Source organism: Aromatoleum petrolei, from assembly GCF_017894385.1.
GTDB lineage: Bacteria > Pseudomonadota > Gammaproteobacteria > Burkholderiales > Rhodocyclaceae > Aromatoleum > Aromatoleum petrolei.
On record NZ_CP059560.1, the window covers coordinates 3483223 to 3501583 of the forward strand.

Here is an 18361-nt window from a genome sequence, read left to right on the forward strand (position 1 = left end):
CGGCAGCGTGCATCAGATCACCTTCGCAAGCATGAGGTCGTGGGTCGTCAAGGCGCCCGCCAAGGCGCCTCGATCATCCACCACCAGCAACTGGTTGATGCGCTGCCGTTCCATCATCTCGGCGGCGGCGACGGCGAGCGCGTCCGGCCCGATGTTGCGCGGGTTGCGCGTCATCACCGCGGAGATCGTCGCGCTGCGTGCGTCACAGCCGCGTTCCAGCGCCCGGCGCAGGTCGCCGTCGGTGAAGATGCCGATCGGGCGGCCGTCGGCGGCTACCACCGCGGTCATGCCCATGCCGCCGCGCGACATCTCGATCAGCGCAGCCATCATCGAGGCGTCCTCGCGCACCTGTGGCACGCGTTCGCTCAGGCGCATCACGTCGCTCACATGGGTCAGCAGGCGGCGACCGAGGCTGCCCCCGGGGTGCGAGCGCGCGAAATCGTCGGCGCCGAAGCCGCGCGCATCCAGCAGCGCCACGGCAAGGGCGTCGCCGAGCGCGAGCGCGGCGGTCGTGCTCGCCGTCGGGGCGAGGTTCAGCGGACAGGCTTCCTCGGCCACGGCCGCATCCAGATGCACGTCGGCCTCGCGTGCGAGCGGGGAATCCGGCTTGCCGGTGATCGAAATGAGCTTGGCGCCCTGGCGCTTGACCAACGGCACGATGGTGAGCACTTCCTCGCTCGCGCCGGAGTTCGACAGGGCGATCACGATGTCTTCGGGCGTGATCATGCCGAGGTCGCCGTGCGCGGCCTCGGCTGCATGCACGAAATACGCCGGGGTGCCGGTGCTGGCGAGCGTGGCCGCGATCTTGCGCCCGATGTGGCCCGACTTGCCGATGCCGGTGACGATGACGCGCCCGCGGCGCTGCAGGATCAGGTCCACCGCCTGCTCGAATTCGGCGCCGAGACGTTCCGCGAGGGCGATCACGGCATCGGCCTCGATGCGCAGCACGCGCTGCGCAAGGGCGATGGCGCCTGCTTCCCGCGCGGATTTTGGCTGGGGTGGGTTCATGGCGTTCGGAGCGGTTACACTTTTCTTTTATAGGTGGCGCTGCGCGTGACGACTCGTCGATAATCGGACGGCGCTGCGGCGCACCAAGGCAGGCGAGTATACCCGAACCGCCCGTCGAACCCGATGTACAACGCGGAGCCCCATGCCCAATACCCTGGAGTTGGTTCTCCTCCTGCTGGCCGCGGCGGTCGTCACGGTAGCGATTTTTCGCAGCCTCAATCTGCCGCCCGTGCTGGGTTACCTGCTCGTCGGCGCGGGGGTGGGGCCGCACGCGCTGAAACTCGTGCCCGCCTCCGACGGCGCGAGCCATCTCGCCGAGTTCGGCGTCGTGTTCCTGATGTTCTCGATCGGACTCGAGTTCTCCCTGCCGCGCTTGCTGGCGATGAAGCGGACGGTGTTCGGACTCGGCGCCGCCCAGGTGCTGGGCTGCATTGCGCTGGTGATGCCCGCGGTCCACTTCCTCGGTCTTGGTTGGGGTGCCGGGCTGGCGCTGGGCAGCACGTTGGCGATGTCCTCGACCGCGATCCTGTCCAAGTTGCTCTCAGATCGCATGGAACTCGACAGTAAGCACGGGCGCGAGACCATGGGCGTGCTGTTGTTCCAGGACATCGCGGTCGTGCCGCTGCTGATCCTGATTCCGGCGCTGTCGCAGCCGGCCGAGGCGCTGGCGGAAACGCTGGGGCTCGCGGCGTTGAAAGCCGTCGTGCTGCTTGCACTGGTGCTCGGTTTCGGCCAGCGCGTGATGCGCGCATGGTTCACCATCGTCGCGCGGCGCCGCTCCGGCGAGCTCTTCATGCTCAACGTGCTCCTCATCACGCTCGGGCTGGCGTGGCTGTCGGAGCTGGTCGGGCTGTCCCTGGCGCTCGGAGCCTTTCTCGCCGGCATGCTGATTTCCGAAACGGAGTTCCGGTATCAGGTCGAGGAGGACATCAAGCCCTTCCGCGACGTGCTGCTGGGACTCTTTTTCGTTACCGTCGGGATGTTCCTCGACGTCCATGTCATCGCGGGCCACCTGTTCGCAGTGCTGGGTATGGTCGCCGCACTGCTGGTCGTGAAGTGCGCAATGGTGTTCGCGGCCTCGCGCGCCTTCGGTTCCTCTGCCGGCACCGCGCTGCGCACCGGCTTGTGGCTCTGCGCGGGCGGCGAGTTCGGCTTCGTGCTGGTGTCGCAGATCGACGGCCTCGGCCTGATTCCACCCGCGCTGCTGCAGATCACGGTGGCGGCGCTGGTCGTGTCGATGCTGCTCGCGCCGCTGGTGGTGCAGGGGAGCGACCGCATCGTGATGCGCTTCGTCGCATCCGAATGGCTGTTGCGCTCGATGGAGCTGACGCGCGTCGCGGCGCAGTCGATGAACACCAGCAAGCACATCATCATCTGCGGCTATGGGCGCAGCGGGCAGTACATGGCGCGCTTCCTCGAACAGGAGGATGTCAGCTACGTCGCGCTGGATCTAGACCCCGAGCGCGTGCGCGAGGCCGCCGCCGCCGGTGACACGGTGGTCTACGGCGACGCCTCGCGCCACGAGACGCTGATGGCGGCGGGGATCATGCGTGCGAGCGCGCTGGTGATCTCCTTTGGCGAAGTCGAGGCAGCGCTGCGTGTGCTGCACCGCGCGCTTGCGTTGCGGCCGGACCTGCCGGTGGTCACCCGCGCAGCCGACGAGAAGGACATGGACCGCCTGTCGCAGGCCGGCGCCGCTGAAGTCGTGCCCGAGGCTTTCGAGGGCAGCATCATGCTCGCGTCGCATGCCCTTGCGCTCATCGGTGTGCCGCTCAATCGGGTCGTGCGGCGTATCCGTGACGTGCGCAATCAGCGCTACGCCCTCATGCGCGGCTTCTTCCACGGCACTTCGGATGCGGCCGACGGTCCGGAGTCGCGCCAGGTGCGCCTGCACCCCGTGACGCTGCCGGCCGGCGCGCATGCGGTCGGTCGCACTCTGGGGGGCATGGCGCTGGACGAGTTCGGCGTGACCGTGTCGGCCGTGCGCAGGCGTAATATCCGCGGGCTCGCGCCGAGTGCCGAGACGCTCATGCAGGCCGGGGATGTCGTCGTGCTGATGGGCGTGCCCGCCGACCTGGAGCAGGCCGAAGGGAGACTCTTGCGGGGGAGGTGAGCGGCCGCCCCCCGTCGCGTCGGCGTTCTTCCCCGGTGCATTGCCGTGATGCGCAACACTGTGTTCGTGCATTCGATCCGCATCGAAGTGGTGTTGGTGGCTGTCGCGCTTGCGCGGTCTGCTAAACTCATGAGTTTTGAAGATCCCCGAGGGGCGTCGACTTGGTTTCCGAAACCGACAATCTGCTGGTGAGCCTGAAGGATGTCCGCTTCGCCTATGGCGAGCGCGAGATCTTGCGCGGCGTCGACCTGAAGGTGCCGCGGGGCAAGGTCGTCGCGATCATGGGCGGCAGCGGGTGCGGCAAGACCACGCTGTTGCGCCTGATCGGCGGGCAGCTACGCGCAACGGCCGGCATCGTCGAGGTCGCGGGCCGCAACGTCTCGTCCCTGAATACCGCTGAGCTGTACGAGATGCGACGGCGCATGGGCATGCTGTTCCAGTTCGGCGCGCTCTTCACCGACATGTCGGTGTTCGACAACGTCGCCTTCCCCTTGCGCGAGCACACCGATCTGCCGTTCGGGCTGATCCGCGACATGGTGCTGATGAAGCTCAATGCGGTCGGGCTGCGCGGCGCGGCGGATCTCATGCCGGCGGAGCTATCTGGCGGCATGGCGCGCCGCGTCGCGTTGGCGCGGGCGATCGCGCTCGATCCGATGCTGATCATGTACGACGAGCCCTTTGCGGGCCTCGACCCGATCTCGCTCGGCGTGATCGGCCAACTGATCCGCAAGCTCAACGACGCACTCGGTGCGACGACGATCATGGTGACGCACGACATCATGGAGTCGCTGCAGATCGTCGATTACATCTATTTCGTGTCCGAGGGCGGCATCGTCGCGGAGGGCACGCCCGACGAGCTGCGCGCGTCGAAGGATCCCTGGGTGTACCAGTTCATCCATGCAGAGCCCGACGGCCCCGTGCCTTTCCACTATCCGGCCGAAGCGCTGGATCAGAGCCTCATCGGCGGGAGGATCGCATGAACGGCCTGCTGAACTTCATCCGCCGCCTGGGCGCAGCGGCGGTTGAGGGTGTGTGGCGCATCGGCTTCGCCGCGCGCTTCTTCATGCTGCTGCTGCGTCATTCGGGTCAGTCGCTGACGCGCATCCACCTGACGGTGCGCGAGATCTATTTCAGCGGCGTGCTGTCGCTTTTGATCATCGTCGTCTCGGGTCTCTTCGTCGGCATGGTGCTCGGCCTGCAAGGCTACGAGACGCTGCAGCGCTACGGCTCGGGCGATGCGCTCGGCGTGCTGGTGTCGCTGTCGCTGACGCGCGAACTCGGTCCGGTTGTCGCGGGGCTGCTCTTCGCCAGCCGTGCCGGCCTCGCGGTGACCGCGGAGATCGGCCTCATGAAGACGACGGAGCAACTCGACGCGATGGATATGATGGCGGTCAATCCCATCGCCCGCGTTGTCGCACCCCGCTTTTGGGGCGGCGTGATCTCGATGCCGCTGCTGGCGGCGCTGTTCTCCGCGATGGGCGTTTTCGGCGGCTGGCTGATTGGCGTGGTGTTCATCGGTGTCGATGACGGCGCGTTCTGGTCGCAGATGCAGGCGGCCGTGGACTTCCGCTTCGATATCATGAACGGCGTGATCAAGAGCTTCGTATTCGGCGCCACGGTCGCGCTGATCGCAGTGTTCGAGGGCTACGACTGCACACCGACTGCCGAGGGGTTGTCGCGTGCCATCACCCGCACCGTCGTGACCTCCGCGCTGGCGATCCTGGCGCTCGATTTCGTGCTTACATCTCTTATGTTCCGAGGGCAGTCATGAGGCGTACAACGCTCGACCTGTGGGTCGGTTTCTTCGTGATCATCGGCATGGCCGCGCTGATGTTCCTCGCGTTCAAGGTCGGCAACCTGGGGGCTGCCAACGGCGGTGAAACCTACCTCGTGTCCGGACAGTTCGACAACATCGGCGGCCTCAAGGTGAGGGCGCCGGTCAAGAGCGCAGGGGTCGTCGTCGGTCGCGTCAAGGAGATCCGCTTCGACTCCAAGACCTATCGCGCCGTCGTCTCCCTGTCGCTCGATGCGAGCTACCAGTTTCCGCGCGACACGATCGCGACCATCCTGACCTCCGGTCTACTCGGCGAGCAGTACGTCGGCCTCGAGCCCGGTGGCGACGAGGCGATGCTGCAGGCCGGCGACGCACTGCAGATCACCCAGTCGGCGGTGGTCCTGGAGAAGCTCATCGGCCAGTTCATGTTCGACAAGGCGGCCGAAGGCTCGACGCCGGCGAACTGATCCGCCGGATCAAGATCTGAAATACATAATGAAAAACAATCCTTCCCCGACAATCGCCAGGGCGCTGACGCTTGCGCTTGCCTGTGCCGCCTTAGCGAGCTGTGCGACGCGCGTCGCCAATCCAGACGACCCGCTCGAAAGCTACAACCGCGCGATGTTCACCTTCAACGAGAAGGTGGATGAAGCCGCGATCCAGCCGGTTGCCAAGGCTTACGACAAGGTCACGCCGCTGCCCGTGCGTACCGGTGTCGGTAACTTTTTCGGCAACGTCGGCGATGTGTGGATCGGCAGCAACAACCTGTTGCAGGGCAAATTCGTGGATGGCCTGAGCGACCTGCTACGCTTCGCGATCAACTCGACGGTCGGCATCCTCGGCTTCTTCGATGTCGCCAGCGAGCTCGCCCTGCCCAAGCACGACGAGGATTTCGGTCAGACCCTCGGCAGGTGGGGGGTCGGCGAAGGGGCGTATTTCGTCGTGCCCTTCTTCGGTCCGCGCACCGTCCGTGATGCCGCGGTGTTGCCGATCGACCTGTACGGCGACGACGTCTGGGGCATCAAGGACGTCCCGACGCGCAACAGCCTCACCGCGCTGCGCCTCGTGCATGCCCGCGCCAACCTGCTCGGCATCGACAAGACGCTTGAGGAAGGCACGCTGGACAAGTATGCGTATGCGCGCGATTTCTATCTGCAGCAGCGCCGCTACCGCGTGTTCGACGGCAATCCGCCCCTCGAGGAGATCGATTTCAACGGCGCCCGGCGGCAGCAGGATGATGCCGATCTGCTTGCGGAAACCGGTGCGCAATAAACTTTATAAGGACAACAGGGGCTCGCGCATGGTCGCCGGAGTCCCCGAGGAGTGACGATGAAGAAGTTCCTGCTTTCCCTGTGCCTGATGTTCACGATGCTGCCGGCGTTCGCGGGCGACGCACCCAAGGGGCCCGATGCGCTCGTGCGCGAGGTGAGCGATGATGTCCTCACCATCGTGCGTCAGGACAAGGCGATCCAGTCCGGCGACACGCGCCGCGTGATCGACCTGGTCGAGGAGAAGGTCCTCCCTCACTTCAATTTCCGTCGCATGACGATGCTGGCGGTGGGCAAGGACTGGCGCCAGGCCAGCCCCGAGCAGCAGGGCAAGCTCGTCGAGGCGTTTCGCACCCTGCTGGTGCGCACCTACTCCAACGCACTGACGCAATACCGCGAGCAGACCATCGGCTACAAGCCCGCCAAGTTCGCGGAAGCGGACACCGCGGTGCGCGTGCAGACCGAAGTCCGCCAGGCCGGCGCGCAGCCGATCAACATCGACTACACGCTGGAAAAGACGCCCGAGGGCTGGAAGGTCTTCGACGTAGTCGTCGCCGGCGTGAGCCTCGTGACCAACTACCGCGGCACCTTCGCCCAGGAAATTCGCGCGGGCGGCGTGGATGGCCTGATCAAGTCGCTGGAGCAGAAGAACCGCGACCTCGCGGCGCCGGCGCGCACATGAGCGCGGTGGCGGGCAAGGTTCTCGCCATCCAGGGCGAGTTGACGATGGCGACGGCCGCGCAATGGATCGAGCGCGGCCGTGCCGTGGCGCGCGACGAGGATCTCGTCGTCGATCTGTCGGGTGTGACCGCTGCGGACTCCTCGGCGCTTGCGCTGCTGTTCGACTGGATGCGCGTTGCGCGCGCGAGCGGTCACAAGGTTGGCCAGACCGGCATGCCGGTCGGGATGCGCAGCCTCGCGACGCTCTACGGCGTCGAAGAGCTGCTGCCCGCAGACGCCTGACTGCCGCTTCGATGACTTCTTCTGCAATACGGATCGTTTCGGCGACCAAGCACTACGGTTCCCTCCAGGCGCTCGCCGGTGTGGACCTAGAAGTCGCGCAGGGCGAATTCTTTGGGCTGCTGGGACCGAACGGCGCGGGCAAGACGACGCTGATCTCCGCTCTTTCCGGACTTGTGCGCCCGGACGGCGGGATCTTCGAGGTCATGGGATGCAACGTCGTCTCGGACTACCGCAATGCGCGGCGCAACCTCGGCGTCGTGCCGCAGGAACTGGTGTTCGACCCCTTCTTCTCGGTGCGCGAGCTGCTGCGCATCCAGTCGGGCTACTTCGGCATCCGCAACAACGACGACTGGATCGACGAGATCCTCGCGAGCCTTGACCTGACCGCCAAGGCCGGCGCCAACATGCGCATGCTCTCCGGCGGCATGAAGCGTCGCGTGCTCGTTGCACAGGCGCTCGTGCATCGCCCCCCGGTGATCGTGCTCGACGAGCCCACCGCCGGCGTCGACGTCGAACTGCGTCAGGGCTTGTGGCAGTTCATCCGCAAGCTCAACCGCGACGGCCACACCATCGTGCTGACGACGCATTACCTCGAGGAGGCCGAGGCGCTGTGCGGCCGCATCGCGATGCTGAAGTCCGGCAGGGTCGTCGCGCTGGACACCACGGAGAACCTGCTGCGGCGTTTCGCCAGCCACTCGCTAAGCGTCCGACTGGAGAACCCCGAGGCGGCCGCTGCGCTCGGCGGAACGCTTGCGGCGGGCGGCTGGGCCGACTTCCCACTCGAGCGCTACGAGAATCTCGAGCCGCTGCTCGCGCGGCTGCGCGAGACGGGGGCGAAGCTCCTCGAGCTGCGCCTGGGCGAAGCGGACCTCGAGCGCGTGTTCGTGGAGGTCATGAATCGTGCATGACGGCCTCGTTGGGTTCCGCACCCTGCTGTACAAGGAAGTGTTGCGCTTCTGGAAGGTCAGCTTCCAGACCGTCGGCGCGCCGGTGCTCAATGCGCTGCTGTACCTGCTGATCTTTTCGCATGTGCTCGACCGGCACGTCACGGTCTATGGCGAGGTCGCCTACACGGCCTTCCTCGTGCCCGGGCTGGTGATGATGTCGCTGCTGCAGAACGCCTTCGCCAACAGCTCCTCGTCGCTGATCCAGAGCAAGATCACCGGCAACATCATCTTCGTGCTGCTGCCGCCGCTGTCCTATCGCGAGTTCTACGCCGCCTACGTGATCGCCTCGCTGCTGCGCGGTCTCTTCGTCGGCATTGGCGTGCTTCTCGTGTCGCTGCCCTTCGTCGATCTGCCGCTGGCGGCGCCCGGCTGGATCCTGGCCTTCGGCCTGATGGGTGGCGCGATCCTCGGTTCCCTCGGAGTGATCGCGGGTATTTGGGCTGACAAGTTCGACCAGCTTGCGGGGTTCCAGAACTTCCTCATCATGCCGCTGACGATGCTTTCCGGTGTGTTCTACTCCATCCACTCGCTGCCGGAATTCTGGCAGGGGGTCTCGCATATCAATCCGTTCTTCTTCATGATCGACGGCTTCCGCTACGGCTTCTTCGGCCAGTCCGACGTTTCGCCGTGGTTGAGCCTCGCGGTTGTGAGTTTTTGTTTCGTGTTCCTCGCGGTTTTGACCCTGGCGATGCTCGCCCGGGGCTACAAGCTGCGGGCTTGAGGGTAGTCAAAATGTTCGAAGCAGCAGAAATCAAGCGTCTCATCGAGCAGGGCATGGCCTGCGAATTCGTGGAGATCCAGGGTGATGACGGGGTCCATTTCACCGGCATCGTCGTCAGCGCCGAATTCGAGGGCAAACCCAAGGTGCGCCAGCACCAGGCCGTGTATGCCACGCTCGGCAAGTTCATGGGTAATGAGATCCACGCGCTGCAATTGCAGACCTACACCCCCGCCAAGTGGGCCGAAGTGCGCACCGACCTGGGCTTCTGAGCGGGACGTGATGGACAAGCTTCTGATCGAAGGCGGTGCCCGTCTCACGGGCGAAACCGCCATTTCCGGCGCGAAGAACGCAGCGTTGCCCATCCTGTGTGCGGCGCTGCTGACGCGCGAGCCGGTCACCTTCACGAACGTGCCGCGGCTCAACGACATCGGCACGCTGCTGAAGCTCCTCGCGCAGATGGGCGTGAAGGTCAGCCGCGGCAGCGGTGACGAGGCCGATACCGTGACCCTCGAGGCCTCGGCGCTCGAGAACCCGGTCGCGACCTACGAGATGGTCAAGACCATGCGGGCGTCGATTCTGGTGCTCGGCCCGCTGGTTGCCCGCTGTGGCGAGGCGAAGGTCAGCCTGCCCGGCGGCTGCGCAATCGGCGCGCGGCCGGTGGATCAGCACATCAAGGGCCTGCAGGCGATGGGTGCGCAGGTCGCGGTCGAGCACGGTTACGTGCATGCGAAGGTGCCGCGCCTCAAGGGGGCTCGCCTCTTCACCGACATGGTGACCGTCACCGGCACCGAGAACCTGATGATGGCAGCCTGTCTCGCCGACGGCGAGACGGTCATCGAGAACGCCGCACGTGAACCCGAGGTCGTCGATCTGGCGAACTGCCTCGTCGCGATGGGCGCGCGCATCTCGGGCGCCGGTACCGACGTGATCCGCATCCGCGGTGTGGAGCGCCTGTCGGGCGCGACCCATCGCATCATGCCGGATCGCATCGAGACCGGCACCTACCTGTGTGCCGCGGCTGCGACGGGCGGCGAAATCCGCCTCACACACACCTCGTCGGCTTATCTCGACGCCGTTGTCGACAAGCTCATGGATGCCGGCTGCGAAGTCGTCTCCGAACGCGACGCAATCCGGCTGAAGGCGCCCCGGCGCCTCACGTCGGTGAGCATCCGGACCTCGCCGTATCCGGCCTTCCCGACCGACATGCAGGCGCAGTTCATGGCGATCAACGCGGTCGCCAATGGTGCGGCGGTGATCCGCGAGACGATCTTCGAGAACCGCTTCATGCACGCGGTCGAGCTCCAGCGTCTCGGCGCCGACATCCGCATCGACGGCAACACGGCGATGGTGCAGGGCGTCGAGCGTCTGCAGGGGGCGACCGTGATGGCCACCGACCTGCGTGCGTCGGCGAGCCTCGTGATCGCCGGACTGGTTGCCGAAGGCGAAACGGTGATCGAGCGCATCTACCATCTCGACCGTGGCTACGAGCGCCTCGAGCAGAAGCTCGCCGACCTCGGTGCGCGGGTGCGCCGGCTCGCCTGATCGCGCGGGTGTCGGCCGCGGTGCCGGCGCCCGCATGTCTTACAGGTCAAAGCGACCCGCGGCCTCGGGTTGCCAAGTCACGCCCAGTACTTCGATCCGGATCGGCTGCCGGTCCGAGCTCTCCCAGTCGATCGTCTGGCCGACCGCCAGGCCCAGCAGGGCGCTGCCGGCCGGGGTGAAGACCGAGACCTTTCCGGCTTCCGCCGCCACGTCGCCGGGATAGACCAGCGTGAGCTCATGCTCGCGTCCGCCGGGCAGTTCGCGGAAGCGTGCGCGACTGTTCATCGTGATGACGTCGGCCGGCATGTCCTGGGGGTCGCGCACGTCGGCGCGTGCGAGTTCGTCCCTCAGCCCGTTGAGGTCGCTGCGGTTGCGGGCGGCCGGTGCGGCCAGAAGGCCCTCGAGGCGATCGAGGTCCTGCGAGGAAATCACGATGTCGGGTTTCATAGGGTTACGACTCCCTGCGTCGGGCAAAAAGTAAAAAAGGCCGAACCGCAGCGCGGTTCAGCCAGTCACGGGAGGCTAACAGAACGGCGGGCAGGTTACAATGTCACTCCGATTCTTCACGAGGCACCCTTCGTGTCCAGCATCACCCTTGCCCTGTCCAAGGGCCGTATCTTCGAGGAAACGCTGCCGCTGCTCGCGGCCGCTGGTATCACCCCGACCGACAACCCCGAGACCTCGCGCAAGCTCATCATCGGCACGAATCGTCCCGAGGTGCGCCTCGTGATCGTGCGTGCGACCGACACGCCGACGTACGTCCAGTACGGCGCGGCCGACCTCGGCATCGCCGGCAAGGACGTGCTCCTCGAACACGGCGGGGCCGGGCTGTACCAGCCGCTGGACCTCAACATCGCGAAGTGCCGCCTGTGCGTCGCGACGCAGAGGGGCTTCGACTACGCCACTGCGACGCGCCCTGGCGGGCGCATCCGCGTTGCGACGAAGTACATCAACAGCGCGAAGGCGCACTTCGCCGCCAAAGGCGTGCATGTGGACCTGATCAAGCTGTACGGATCGATGGAGCTTGCGCCGCTGGTCGGGCTTGCCGACGCCATTGTGGACCTCGTTTCCAGCGGCAATACGTTGCGCGCGAACAACCTCGAGGAGGTCGAGGAGATCATGGCGATCAGCTCCCGCCTGGTGGTGAATCAGGCCTCGCTGAAGCTTAAGCGCGAACTCATCCAGCCCGTGCTGGATGCCTTTGCCGGAGCCGTGAGATGAGCGATGCGACCCGCAGGATCCGCCGCCTCGACGCGCGCGATCCCGACTTCCTGCCCACGCTGGATGCGCTGCTTGCCTTCGAAAGCGGCGCGGATGCGCGCATCGACGAGGCCGTCACCGAGATCCTGCGTGCTGTGCGCACCACGGGTGACGCCGCGGTGATCGAATACACGCGCCGCTTCGACCGCCTCGACGTCAAGTCGATGGCCGCGCTGGAGCTGCCGAGGTCCGAGCTCAAGGCCGCGCTCGACAGCTTGAGCGTCGAGCAGCGCGAGGCGCTGCGCATCGCAGCCGACCGCGTGCGCATCTACCACGAGCGTCAGCGCGCCGAATCTTGGGACTACGTCGAAGCCGACGGCACGCGCCTCGGCCAGAAGGTCACGCCGCTCGACCGCGTCGGCCTCTACGTGCCGGGCGGGCGCGCGTCCTACCCCAGCTCGGTGCTGATGAACGCCGTGCCGGCCAAGGTCGCCGGCGTCGGCGAGCTGATCATGGTCGTGCCGACCCCCAATGGCGAGAAGAACCCGCTCGTACTCGCCGCGGCTGCGATCACCGGCGTCGATCGCGTGTTCACGATCGGTGGCGCGCAGGCCGTCGCCGCGCTCGCCTACGGCACGCAGACCCTGCCGCAGGTCGACAAGATCGTCGGCCCAGGCAACGCCTATGTCGCCGAGGCCAAGCGTCGCGTCTTCGGCACGGTCGGCATCGACATGGTCGCGGGCCCTTCGGAGGTGCTCGTCATCTCTGACGGTAGCGGCCACTCCGACTGGGTTGCGATGGACCTCTTCGCGCAGGCCGAGCATGACGAACTCGCGCAATCGATCCTGTTGTGCACCGATGCCGCATTCATCGACGCGGTCGAGGCCGCGATCGAGCGCCTGCTGCCGACGATGCCGCGCCGCGAGACCATCGCCGCCTCCCTCGCCAATCGCGGCGCACTGATCCATGTCGAGAGTCTGGAGCAGGCGTGCGCGATCGCGAACTGCATCGCGCCGGAGCACCTGGAGCTGTCGCTCGACGAGCCCGAGCCGTGGATAGCCCGCATTCGCCACGCCGGTGCGATCTTCGTCGGGCACTGGTCGGTCGAGGCGCTGGGCGACTACTGCGCCGGCCCCAATCACGTTCTACCGACCATGCGCAGCGCGCGCTTCTCGTCGCCGCTGGGCGTGTATGACTTCCAGAAGCGCACCAGCATCATCCAGATCTCGGAAGTGGGGGCGCAGACATTGGGCCGCGTCGCCTCTACGCTCGCGCACGGCGAGGGCCTGCAGGCGCATGCGCGCTCGGCGGAGATGCGGTTGCACAAGTGAATCACCGCGCCGCTGGCGCGCGCCGGGGATCAAGGAAGGGCGTCCCGGTGGGGCGCCCTTCCTGCGTTTACGCGAGGATCTCGCGCAGCGCGGCGATCAGTGCGGCGCACTGCGCGTCGGTGCCCACGGTGATGCGCAGGAACTGCTCGATCCGCGGCTGGCGGAAGTGGCGCACGATGATCGCGCGCTTGCGCAGCTCGGCAGCGAGTTCGCCCGCGTCGCGCGTCGGGTGCGTCGCGAACACGAAGTTTGCCGCCGACGGCAGCACCTCGAAGCCCAGGGAGGACAAGTCGGAAATGAGCTGGCTGCGCGTGCGGATCACTGCCTGGCGCGTGCGCTCGAAATACTCCTCGTCCTCGATCGCCGCGACCGCGCCGACGATCGCCAGCCGGTCCAGCGGGTAGGAGTTGAAGCTGTCCTTTACGCGCACCAGCGCCTCGATCAGCGCGGGATGGCCGATCGCGAAGCCCACGCGCAGCCCCGCGAGCGAGCGCGACTTGGAGAAGGTCTGCACCACCAGCAGGTTCGGATAGCGCGCCGTCAGGGGGATCGCCGACTCCCCGCCGAAATCCACGTAGGCTTCGTCGACCACGACCACGCACTGCGGGTTGCCGGCGACGATGCGCTCGATCTCGGCGAGCGGCAGCAGACGCCCGGTCGGCGCGTTCGGGTTGGGGAAGATGATCCCGCCTGCGGCCAGCCCGTCGGCGGGCAGGTAGTCGTCGGGGCGGATCGCGAGGTTCTCGTCGAGCGCCACGGTGCCGAAGTCGATCCCGTAGAGCCCGCAATACACCGGGTAGAAGCTGTAGGAGATGTCCGGGAAGCGCAGCGGGCGGTCGTGCTTGAGCAGCGCCAGGAAAGCATGCGCAAGCACCTCGTCGGAGCCGTTGCCGACGAACACCTCCTGCGTCGAGATGCCGTGGCGCGCGGCGATGGCGGCACGCAGCCGTTCCGAAGTCGGGTCCGGATAGAGGCGCAGCGCGTCGGATGCCTCGGCACGGATCGCCTCGATCGCCTTCGGCGAGGGGCCGTACGGATGCTCGTTGGTGTTGAGCTTGACCAGATCGGCGATCTTGGGCTGTTCGCCCGGGATATAAGGGGTCAGGCCGTGGACGACGGCACTCCAGTATTGGCTCATCGGCGGATCGGGGCAGGATTGTCGGAGGGGCCCCGCGCAGGCCCGGCGGGGCTGCAGCCGGCATTGCGGCGGGACAGTCTGGCGATGGTATCATGCCCGAGAGTGGCGCCCGAGCGCGTCCGACCCCCCCCGAACTCGTCAATTCGAAGCAGAATCTCATGCGGCAAGCCGAAGTAACTCGCGACACCCTGGAAACCCGGATCACCGTCCGCATCGACCTGGACGGCAGCGGCAAGGCCAGTCTCGCCACGGGGGTGCCCTTCTTCGATCACATGCTCGACCAGATCGCCCGTCACGGTGCGATCGACCTCGACATCAAGGCCGAAGGCGATACCCACATCGACGACCATCACACGGTCGAGGATGTCGGCATCACCCTCGGGCAGGCCTTCGCGAAAGCGCTCGGGGACAAGAAGGGGATCTTCCGCTACGGCCATGCCTACGTGCCGCTGGACGAGGCGCTGTCGCGCGTCGTCGTGGACTTCTCCGGCCGGCCCGGGCTGCACTACTTCGTGAATTACACGCGTGCGCGCATCGGCAATTTCGATGTCGACCTCGCGCGCGAGTTTTTCCAGGGCTTCGTCAATCATGCCGGGGTGACTGTGCATATCGACAACCTGCGCGGCGACAACGCCCATCACCAGTGCGAAACGATCTTCAAGGCCTTCGGTCGTGCGTTGCGCATGGCCGCCCAGCGCGATGAGCGCGCCGCCGGCGTGATTCCCTCGACCAAGGGCGCCCTCTGAGTTCCCGTCAGACTCCCCGCCCAACCTTCTGATTTTCCTGCGAGCGATTCCCCGATGAGCGACGTAGCCATCATCGACTACGGCATGGGCAACCTACGTTCGGTTGCCAAGGCGGTCGAACACGTAGCGCCCGGCAAGACCGTGGTCGTGACTTCCGATCCCGCGGTGGTCGCGGAGGCCGGCCGGGTGGTGTTTCCGGGGCAGGGCGCGATGCCCGACTGCATGCGCGAACTGGACCTGCGCGGACTGCGCGCGTCGGTGCTCGAGGCCGCTGCCTCCAAGCCCTTCCTCGGCATCTGTATCGGCGAGCAGATGCTGTTCGCTCACAGCGAGGAGGGCGACGTGCCCGGCCTGGGCATCCTCCCCGGCAATGTCGTTCGCTTTCCCGATGCGAAGATGGTGGCGGCCGACGGTTCGCGCCTGAAGGTGCCGCACATGGGCTGGAACGAGGTGCGCCAGCGCATCGCGCACCCGTTGTGGGAAGGCATTCCCGACGGCGAGCGCTTCTATTTCGTGCATAGCTATTTTGTTCGACCCGACGAGCGCTCGCTGGTTGCGGCCGAAACCGATTACGGTTTGATGTTTACCAGTGCGGTAGCGCGGGATAACATCTTCGCGGTTCAGTTCCACCCCGAAAAGAGTGCGCAGGCTGGCCTGCGGATGCTTGCAAATTTCGTTTCCTGGGCCCCCTGACGCGCGTCGTCCGGACCCGCCTGTAGCTTTCCTTCCACTCCTCAGATGCAACTCTTCCCCGTATGCTGCTGATTCCCGCTATCGATCTGAAGGACGGCCACTGCGTGCGCCTCAAGCAGGGCGAGATGGACGACGCCACCGTGTTCTCCGAAGATCCGGCCGCGATGGCCCGCCACTGGATAGATCTCGGCGCGCGCCGCCTGCACCTGGTCGACCTGAACGGCGCCTTTGCCGGCAAGCCCAAGAACGGCGCGGCGATCCGCGCGATTGCCGATGAAGTCGGTGACGACATCCCGGTCCAGCTCGGGGGCGGCATCCGCGATCTCGACACCATCGAGCACTACCTCGACAACGGCATCTCCTACGTCATCATCGGCACCGCCGCGGTGAAGAATCCGGGCTTCCTGCACGACGCGTGCGGCGCCTTCCCGGGTCACATCATCGTCGGCCTCGATGCCAAGGACGGCAAGGTCGCCGTCGACGGCTGGTCGAAGATGACAGGGCACGACGTCGTGGACCTCGCGAAGAAGTACGAGGACTACGGCGTCGAAGCCGTGATCTACACCGACATCGGCCGCGACGGCATGCTCTCGGGCGTGAACATCGAGGCCACCGTGCGCCTGGCGCAGGCGCTGCGCATCCCGGTCATCGCCAGCGGCGGCATCGCCACGCTGGCCGATATCGACGCGCTGTGCGCGGTAGAGGGCGAAGGCATCACCGGTGCGATCACCGGGCGCGCGATCTATGAAGGTACGCTGGACTTCGCCGCCGCGCAGGCGCGCGCCGACGAACTCAGCGGCGAAACGGCCTGATGCTTGCCAAGCGCATCATCCCCTGCCTGGACGTCAATGCCGGGCGCGTGGTCAAGGGCGTCAATTTCGTCGAGCTGCGCGACGCCGGGGATCCGGTCGAGATCGCGCGTCGTTACGACGAGCAGGGTGCCGACGAGATCACCTTCCTCGACATCACCGCGAGCTCGGATGCGCGCAACACCATCATCCACGTGGTCGAGCAGGTTGCCGAGCAGGTCTTCATCCCGCTGACGGTGGGTGGCGGCGTGCGCACGGTCGAGGATGTGCGGCGCCTCCTCAATGCCGGCGCCGACAAGGTCAGTATCAACACCGCGGCGGTGAATAATCCGCAAGTCGTCGCCGATGCCGCGGGCAAGGTCGGCAGCCAGTGCATCGTCGTCGCGATCGACGCCAAGCAGACGGCTCCCGGCAAGTGGGAAGTGTTCACGCACGGCGGGCGCAACAACACCGGGCTCGATGCGATCGAGTGGGCAAGGAAGGTCGCCGCGCTCGGCGCCGGCGAGATCCTGCTCACGAGCATGGACCGCGACGGCACCAAGATCGGCTTCGATCTCGCGCTCACTCGCGCGGTGTCGGACGCCGTCCCGATTCCGGTGATCGCCAGCGGCGGCGTCGGCACGCTCGAGCATCTGGCCGAGGGCGTGTCGGAAGGTCGTGCGGATGCCGTGCTCGCGGCGAGCATCTTCCATTTCGGCCAGCATACGGTGCGCGAGGCGAAGGAGCTGATGCGCAGCCGCGGCATCGAGGTACGATTGTGAGCAACGCCAATTCCGCCCGCTGGCTCAACGAGATCAGCTGGGACGACCAGGGCCTCGTGCCGGTGATCGCGCAGGAGGCCTCGACCGGCGACGTGCTGATGTTCGCCTGGATGAACCGCGAGGCCCTGCAGCGCACCGCGGAGACGGGCGAGGCGGTTTACTGGTCGCGTTCGCGCCGCAAGCTGTGGCACAAGGGCGAGGAGTCCGGCCATGTGCAGAAGGTGCATGAAATCCGCATCGACTGCGACAATGACGTCGTGTTGCTCAAGATCGAACAGGTCGGCGGCATCGCCTGCCACACCGGCCGACACAGCTGCTTTTTTCAGCGTTATCTGAGCGCGGGTTCGTGGGAGGCCGTGGATCCCGTGCTGAAGGACCCCAAGGATATCTACAAATGATCGACATCGAAGTGCTGCACCGCATCGCCGCGACCCTCGCGGAGCGCAAGAAGGCCGACCCCGACTCCTCCTACGTGTCCAGCCTGTACGTCAAGGGCACCGACGCGATCTGCAAGAAGGTCGCCGAGGAAGCCGCCGAGACCATCATGGCGGCCAAGGACAAGGATATGCTGCACATCGTCTGGGAGGTCACCGACCTGTGGTTCCACTCGATGGTGTTGCTGTCGCATTTCGGCCTGTCGGTTGACGACGTCCTGGCCGAATTCCGCCGTCGCGAGGGTGTCTCAGGGATTGACGAGAAGAAGTCCCGCACGACGGCCTGAGGCGAGCATGAGTGACTGCATTTTCTGCCGGATCGCGGCCGGCGAGATTTCCGCGAAGCAACTGTACGAAGACGAGTACGTCCTCGCCTTCCACGACATCAACCCGGTTGCGCCGGTACATTTCCTCGTGATCCCGAAGCTGCATGTTCCGTCGATGGCGGAACTCGGGCCGGAGCACATCGAGGTGATGGGGCGGGTGATGACCACGGCGGCACGGCTGGCGCGCGAGAACGGGTGCGGCGAGGGTTTCCGCACGATCATCAATACCGGAAGGGTGGGGCGGCAGGAAGTGTATCATCTGCATGTTCACGTCCTGGGTGGCCCGGAGGTGCTTCCGGCCATGTTGAAGCGTTAAGGAGAGCAGTATGGGTTCATTCAGCATCTGGCACTGGCTGATCGTCCTGGTGATCGTGGTCCTGGTGTTCGGCACCAAGAAGCTGCGCAACATCGGTCAGGATCTCGGCGGTGCGGTGAAGGGCTTCAAGGACGGCATGAAGGAGTCCGAGAAGTCCGACGACGTGCAGCAGAAGATTGGCGGCGAAACCATCGACGCCCAGGCGCGCGAAAAGTCCGACAAGCTGCATTCCTGAGCCTGTCCGGGCGATGTCTGCGGCAAGGGGCGCGGC

24 protein-coding genes are annotated in these 18361 nt (G+C 66.1%); 21 read left to right on the forward strand and 3 right to left on the reverse strand.

The window, feature by feature from the left end; all coding sequences use genetic code 11:
- Positions 1–12: 12 nt before the first annotated feature.
- Entirely contained in the window at positions 13–1008 is a 996-nt protein-coding gene (locus ToN1_RS15920; RefSeq protein WP_169207112.1) for a KpsF/GutQ family sugar-phosphate isomerase, read from the reverse strand.
- A gap of 142 nt (positions 1009–1150) precedes the next feature.
- Between ToN1_RS15920 and ToN1_RS15925 the strand changes: the two genes are divergently transcribed.
- The 11 genes from ToN1_RS15925 (at position 1151) to murA (ending at position 10336) form a co-directional block, all read left to right on the forward strand.
- Positions 1151–3121, forward strand: coding sequence for a monovalent cation:proton antiporter family protein (locus ToN1_RS15925; protein WP_169207113.1), 1971 nt, complete (start codon positions 1151–1153; stop codon positions 3119–3121).
- A 161-nt stretch (positions 3122–3282) separates the two neighbouring features.
- Positions 3283–4101 carry an ABC transporter ATP-binding protein gene (locus tag ToN1_RS15930; RefSeq protein ID WP_169207114.1) on the forward strand — a complete coding sequence of 273 codons (819 nt, stop codon included), beginning with the start codon at positions 3283–3285 and terminating at the stop codon, positions 4099–4101.
- Positions 4098–4892 (forward strand): lipid asymmetry maintenance ABC transporter permease subunit MlaE, encoded by a 795-nt coding sequence (gene mlaE / locus ToN1_RS15935; protein WP_018989113.1) that lies wholly within the window; start codon positions 4098–4100, stop codon positions 4890–4892. Before ToN1_RS15930 ends, mlaE begins: the two co-directional genes overlap by 4 nt.
- The gene (gene mlaD / locus ToN1_RS15940) at positions 4889–5362 is read left to right on the forward strand and encodes an outer membrane lipid asymmetry maintenance protein MlaD (RefSeq protein WP_169207115.1); all 474 of its coding nucleotides are present in this window, start codon (positions 4889–4891) and stop codon (positions 5360–5362) included. Before mlaE ends, mlaD begins: the two co-directional genes overlap by 4 nt.
- 28 nt (positions 5363–5390) lie before the next feature.
- Positions 5391–6167 (forward strand): MlaA family lipoprotein, encoded by a 777-nt coding sequence (locus ToN1_RS15945; protein ID WP_169207116.1) that lies wholly within the window; start codon positions 5391–5393, stop codon positions 6165–6167.
- A 57-nt stretch (positions 6168–6224) separates the two neighbouring features.
- The gene (locus ToN1_RS15950) at positions 6225–6845 is read left to right on the forward strand and encodes an MlaC/ttg2D family ABC transporter substrate-binding protein (protein ID WP_169207117.1); all 621 of its coding nucleotides are present in this window, start codon (positions 6225–6227) and stop codon (positions 6843–6845) included.
- Positions 6842–7126 (forward strand): STAS domain-containing protein, encoded by a 285-nt coding sequence (locus ToN1_RS15955; protein ID WP_169207118.1) that lies wholly within the window; start codon positions 6842–6844, stop codon positions 7124–7126. The genes ToN1_RS15950 and ToN1_RS15955 overlap by 4 nt, the downstream gene beginning before the upstream one ends.
- Before the next feature lie 11 nt (positions 7127–7137).
- Complete coding sequence (locus ToN1_RS15960) at positions 7138–8034, forward strand: ABC transporter ATP-binding protein (protein WP_169207119.1); 897 nt, start codon at positions 7138–7140, stop codon at positions 8032–8034.
- The gene (locus ToN1_RS15965; RefSeq protein ID WP_169207120.1) at positions 8027–8794 is read left to right on the forward strand and encodes an ABC transporter permease; all 768 of its coding nucleotides are present in this window, start codon (positions 8027–8029) and stop codon (positions 8792–8794) included. The genes ToN1_RS15960 and ToN1_RS15965 overlap by 8 nt, the downstream gene beginning before the upstream one ends.
- Positions 8795–8805: 11 nt before the next feature.
- The gene (locus ToN1_RS15970; protein WP_169207121.1) at positions 8806–9063 is read left to right on the forward strand and encodes a BolA family protein; all 258 of its coding nucleotides are present in this window, start codon (positions 8806–8808) and stop codon (positions 9061–9063) included.
- A 10-nt stretch (positions 9064–9073) separates the two neighbouring features.
- Entirely contained in the window at positions 9074–10336 is a 1263-nt protein-coding gene (gene murA, locus ToN1_RS15975; RefSeq protein ID WP_169207122.1) for a UDP-N-acetylglucosamine 1-carboxyvinyltransferase, read from the forward strand.
- A gap of 39 nt (positions 10337–10375) precedes the next feature.
- On the opposite strand, the gene rnk is transcribed toward murA, so the two are convergent.
- The gene (rnk, locus tag ToN1_RS15980) at positions 10376–10783 is read right to left on the reverse strand and encodes a nucleoside diphosphate kinase regulator (RefSeq protein WP_169207123.1); all 408 of its coding nucleotides are present in this window, start codon (positions 10781–10783) and stop codon (positions 10376–10378) included.
- Between the two features lie 132 nt (positions 10784–10915).
- Between rnk and hisG the strand changes: the two genes are divergently transcribed.
- Together hisG and hisD are read left to right on the forward strand one after the other, a co-directional pair.
- Positions 10916–11557: an ATP phosphoribosyltransferase gene (hisG, locus tag ToN1_RS15985; protein WP_169207124.1), complete on the forward strand. Its 642-nt coding sequence runs from the start codon at positions 10916–10918 to the stop codon at positions 11555–11557.
- On the forward strand, positions 11554–12867 hold the full coding sequence (gene hisD, locus ToN1_RS15990; protein WP_169207125.1) for a histidinol dehydrogenase: 1314 nt from the start codon (positions 11554–11556) through the stop codon (positions 12865–12867). Before hisG ends, hisD begins: the two co-directional genes overlap by 4 nt.
- A gap of 67 nt (positions 12868–12934) precedes the next feature.
- On the opposite strand, the gene hisC is transcribed toward hisD, so the two are convergent.
- Positions 12935–14005, reverse strand: coding sequence for a histidinol-phosphate transaminase (gene hisC, locus ToN1_RS15995; protein ID WP_169207126.1), 1071 nt, complete (start codon positions 14003–14005; stop codon positions 12935–12937).
- A gap of 158 nt (positions 14006–14163) precedes the next feature.
- Between hisC and hisB the strand changes: the two genes are divergently transcribed.
- The 8 genes from hisB to tatA all read left to right on the forward strand — a co-directional run bounded on the left by hisB (position 14164) and on the right by tatA (position 18325).
- Positions 14164–14751 (forward strand): imidazoleglycerol-phosphate dehydratase HisB, encoded by a 588-nt coding sequence (gene hisB / locus ToN1_RS16000; protein ID WP_076601640.1) that lies wholly within the window; start codon positions 14164–14166, stop codon positions 14749–14751.
- Between the two features lie 54 nt (positions 14752–14805).
- Positions 14806–15444, forward strand: a complete 639-nt coding sequence (gene hisH / locus ToN1_RS16005; protein WP_169207127.1) for an imidazole glycerol phosphate synthase subunit HisH — start codon at positions 14806–14808, stop codon at positions 15442–15444.
- A gap of 62 nt (positions 15445–15506) precedes the next feature.
- Entirely contained in the window at positions 15507–16256 is a 750-nt protein-coding gene (hisA, locus tag ToN1_RS16010; protein ID WP_169207128.1) for a 1-(5-phosphoribosyl)-5-[(5-phosphoribosylamino)methylideneamino]imidazole-4-carboxamide isomerase, read from the forward strand.
- Positions 16256–17014 carry an imidazole glycerol phosphate synthase subunit HisF gene (gene hisF / locus ToN1_RS16015; protein ID WP_169207129.1) on the forward strand — a complete coding sequence of 253 codons (759 nt, stop codon included), beginning with the start codon at positions 16256–16258 and terminating at the stop codon, positions 17012–17014. The genes hisA and hisF overlap by 1 nt, the downstream gene beginning before the upstream one ends.
- Positions 17011–17412: a phosphoribosyl-AMP cyclohydrolase gene (gene hisI / locus ToN1_RS16020; RefSeq protein ID WP_169207130.1), complete on the forward strand. Its 402-nt coding sequence runs from the start codon at positions 17011–17013 to the stop codon at positions 17410–17412. The genes hisF and hisI overlap by 4 nt, the downstream gene beginning before the upstream one ends.
- Positions 17409–17735 (forward strand): phosphoribosyl-ATP diphosphatase, encoded by a 327-nt coding sequence (locus ToN1_RS16025; protein WP_169207131.1) that lies wholly within the window; start codon positions 17409–17411, stop codon positions 17733–17735. Before hisI ends, ToN1_RS16025 begins: the two co-directional genes overlap by 4 nt.
- 7 nt (positions 17736–17742) lie before the next feature.
- A complete protein-coding gene (locus tag ToN1_RS16030; protein WP_169207132.1) occupies positions 17743–18090 on the forward strand; it encodes a histidine triad nucleotide-binding protein in 348 nt (115 codons plus the stop codon).
- A 10-nt stretch (positions 18091–18100) separates the two neighbouring features.
- The gene (tatA, locus tag ToN1_RS16035; protein ID WP_169130101.1) at positions 18101–18325 is read left to right on the forward strand and encodes a Sec-independent protein translocase subunit TatA; all 225 of its coding nucleotides are present in this window, start codon (positions 18101–18103) and stop codon (positions 18323–18325) included.
- Positions 18326–18361: the final 36 nt, after the last annotated feature.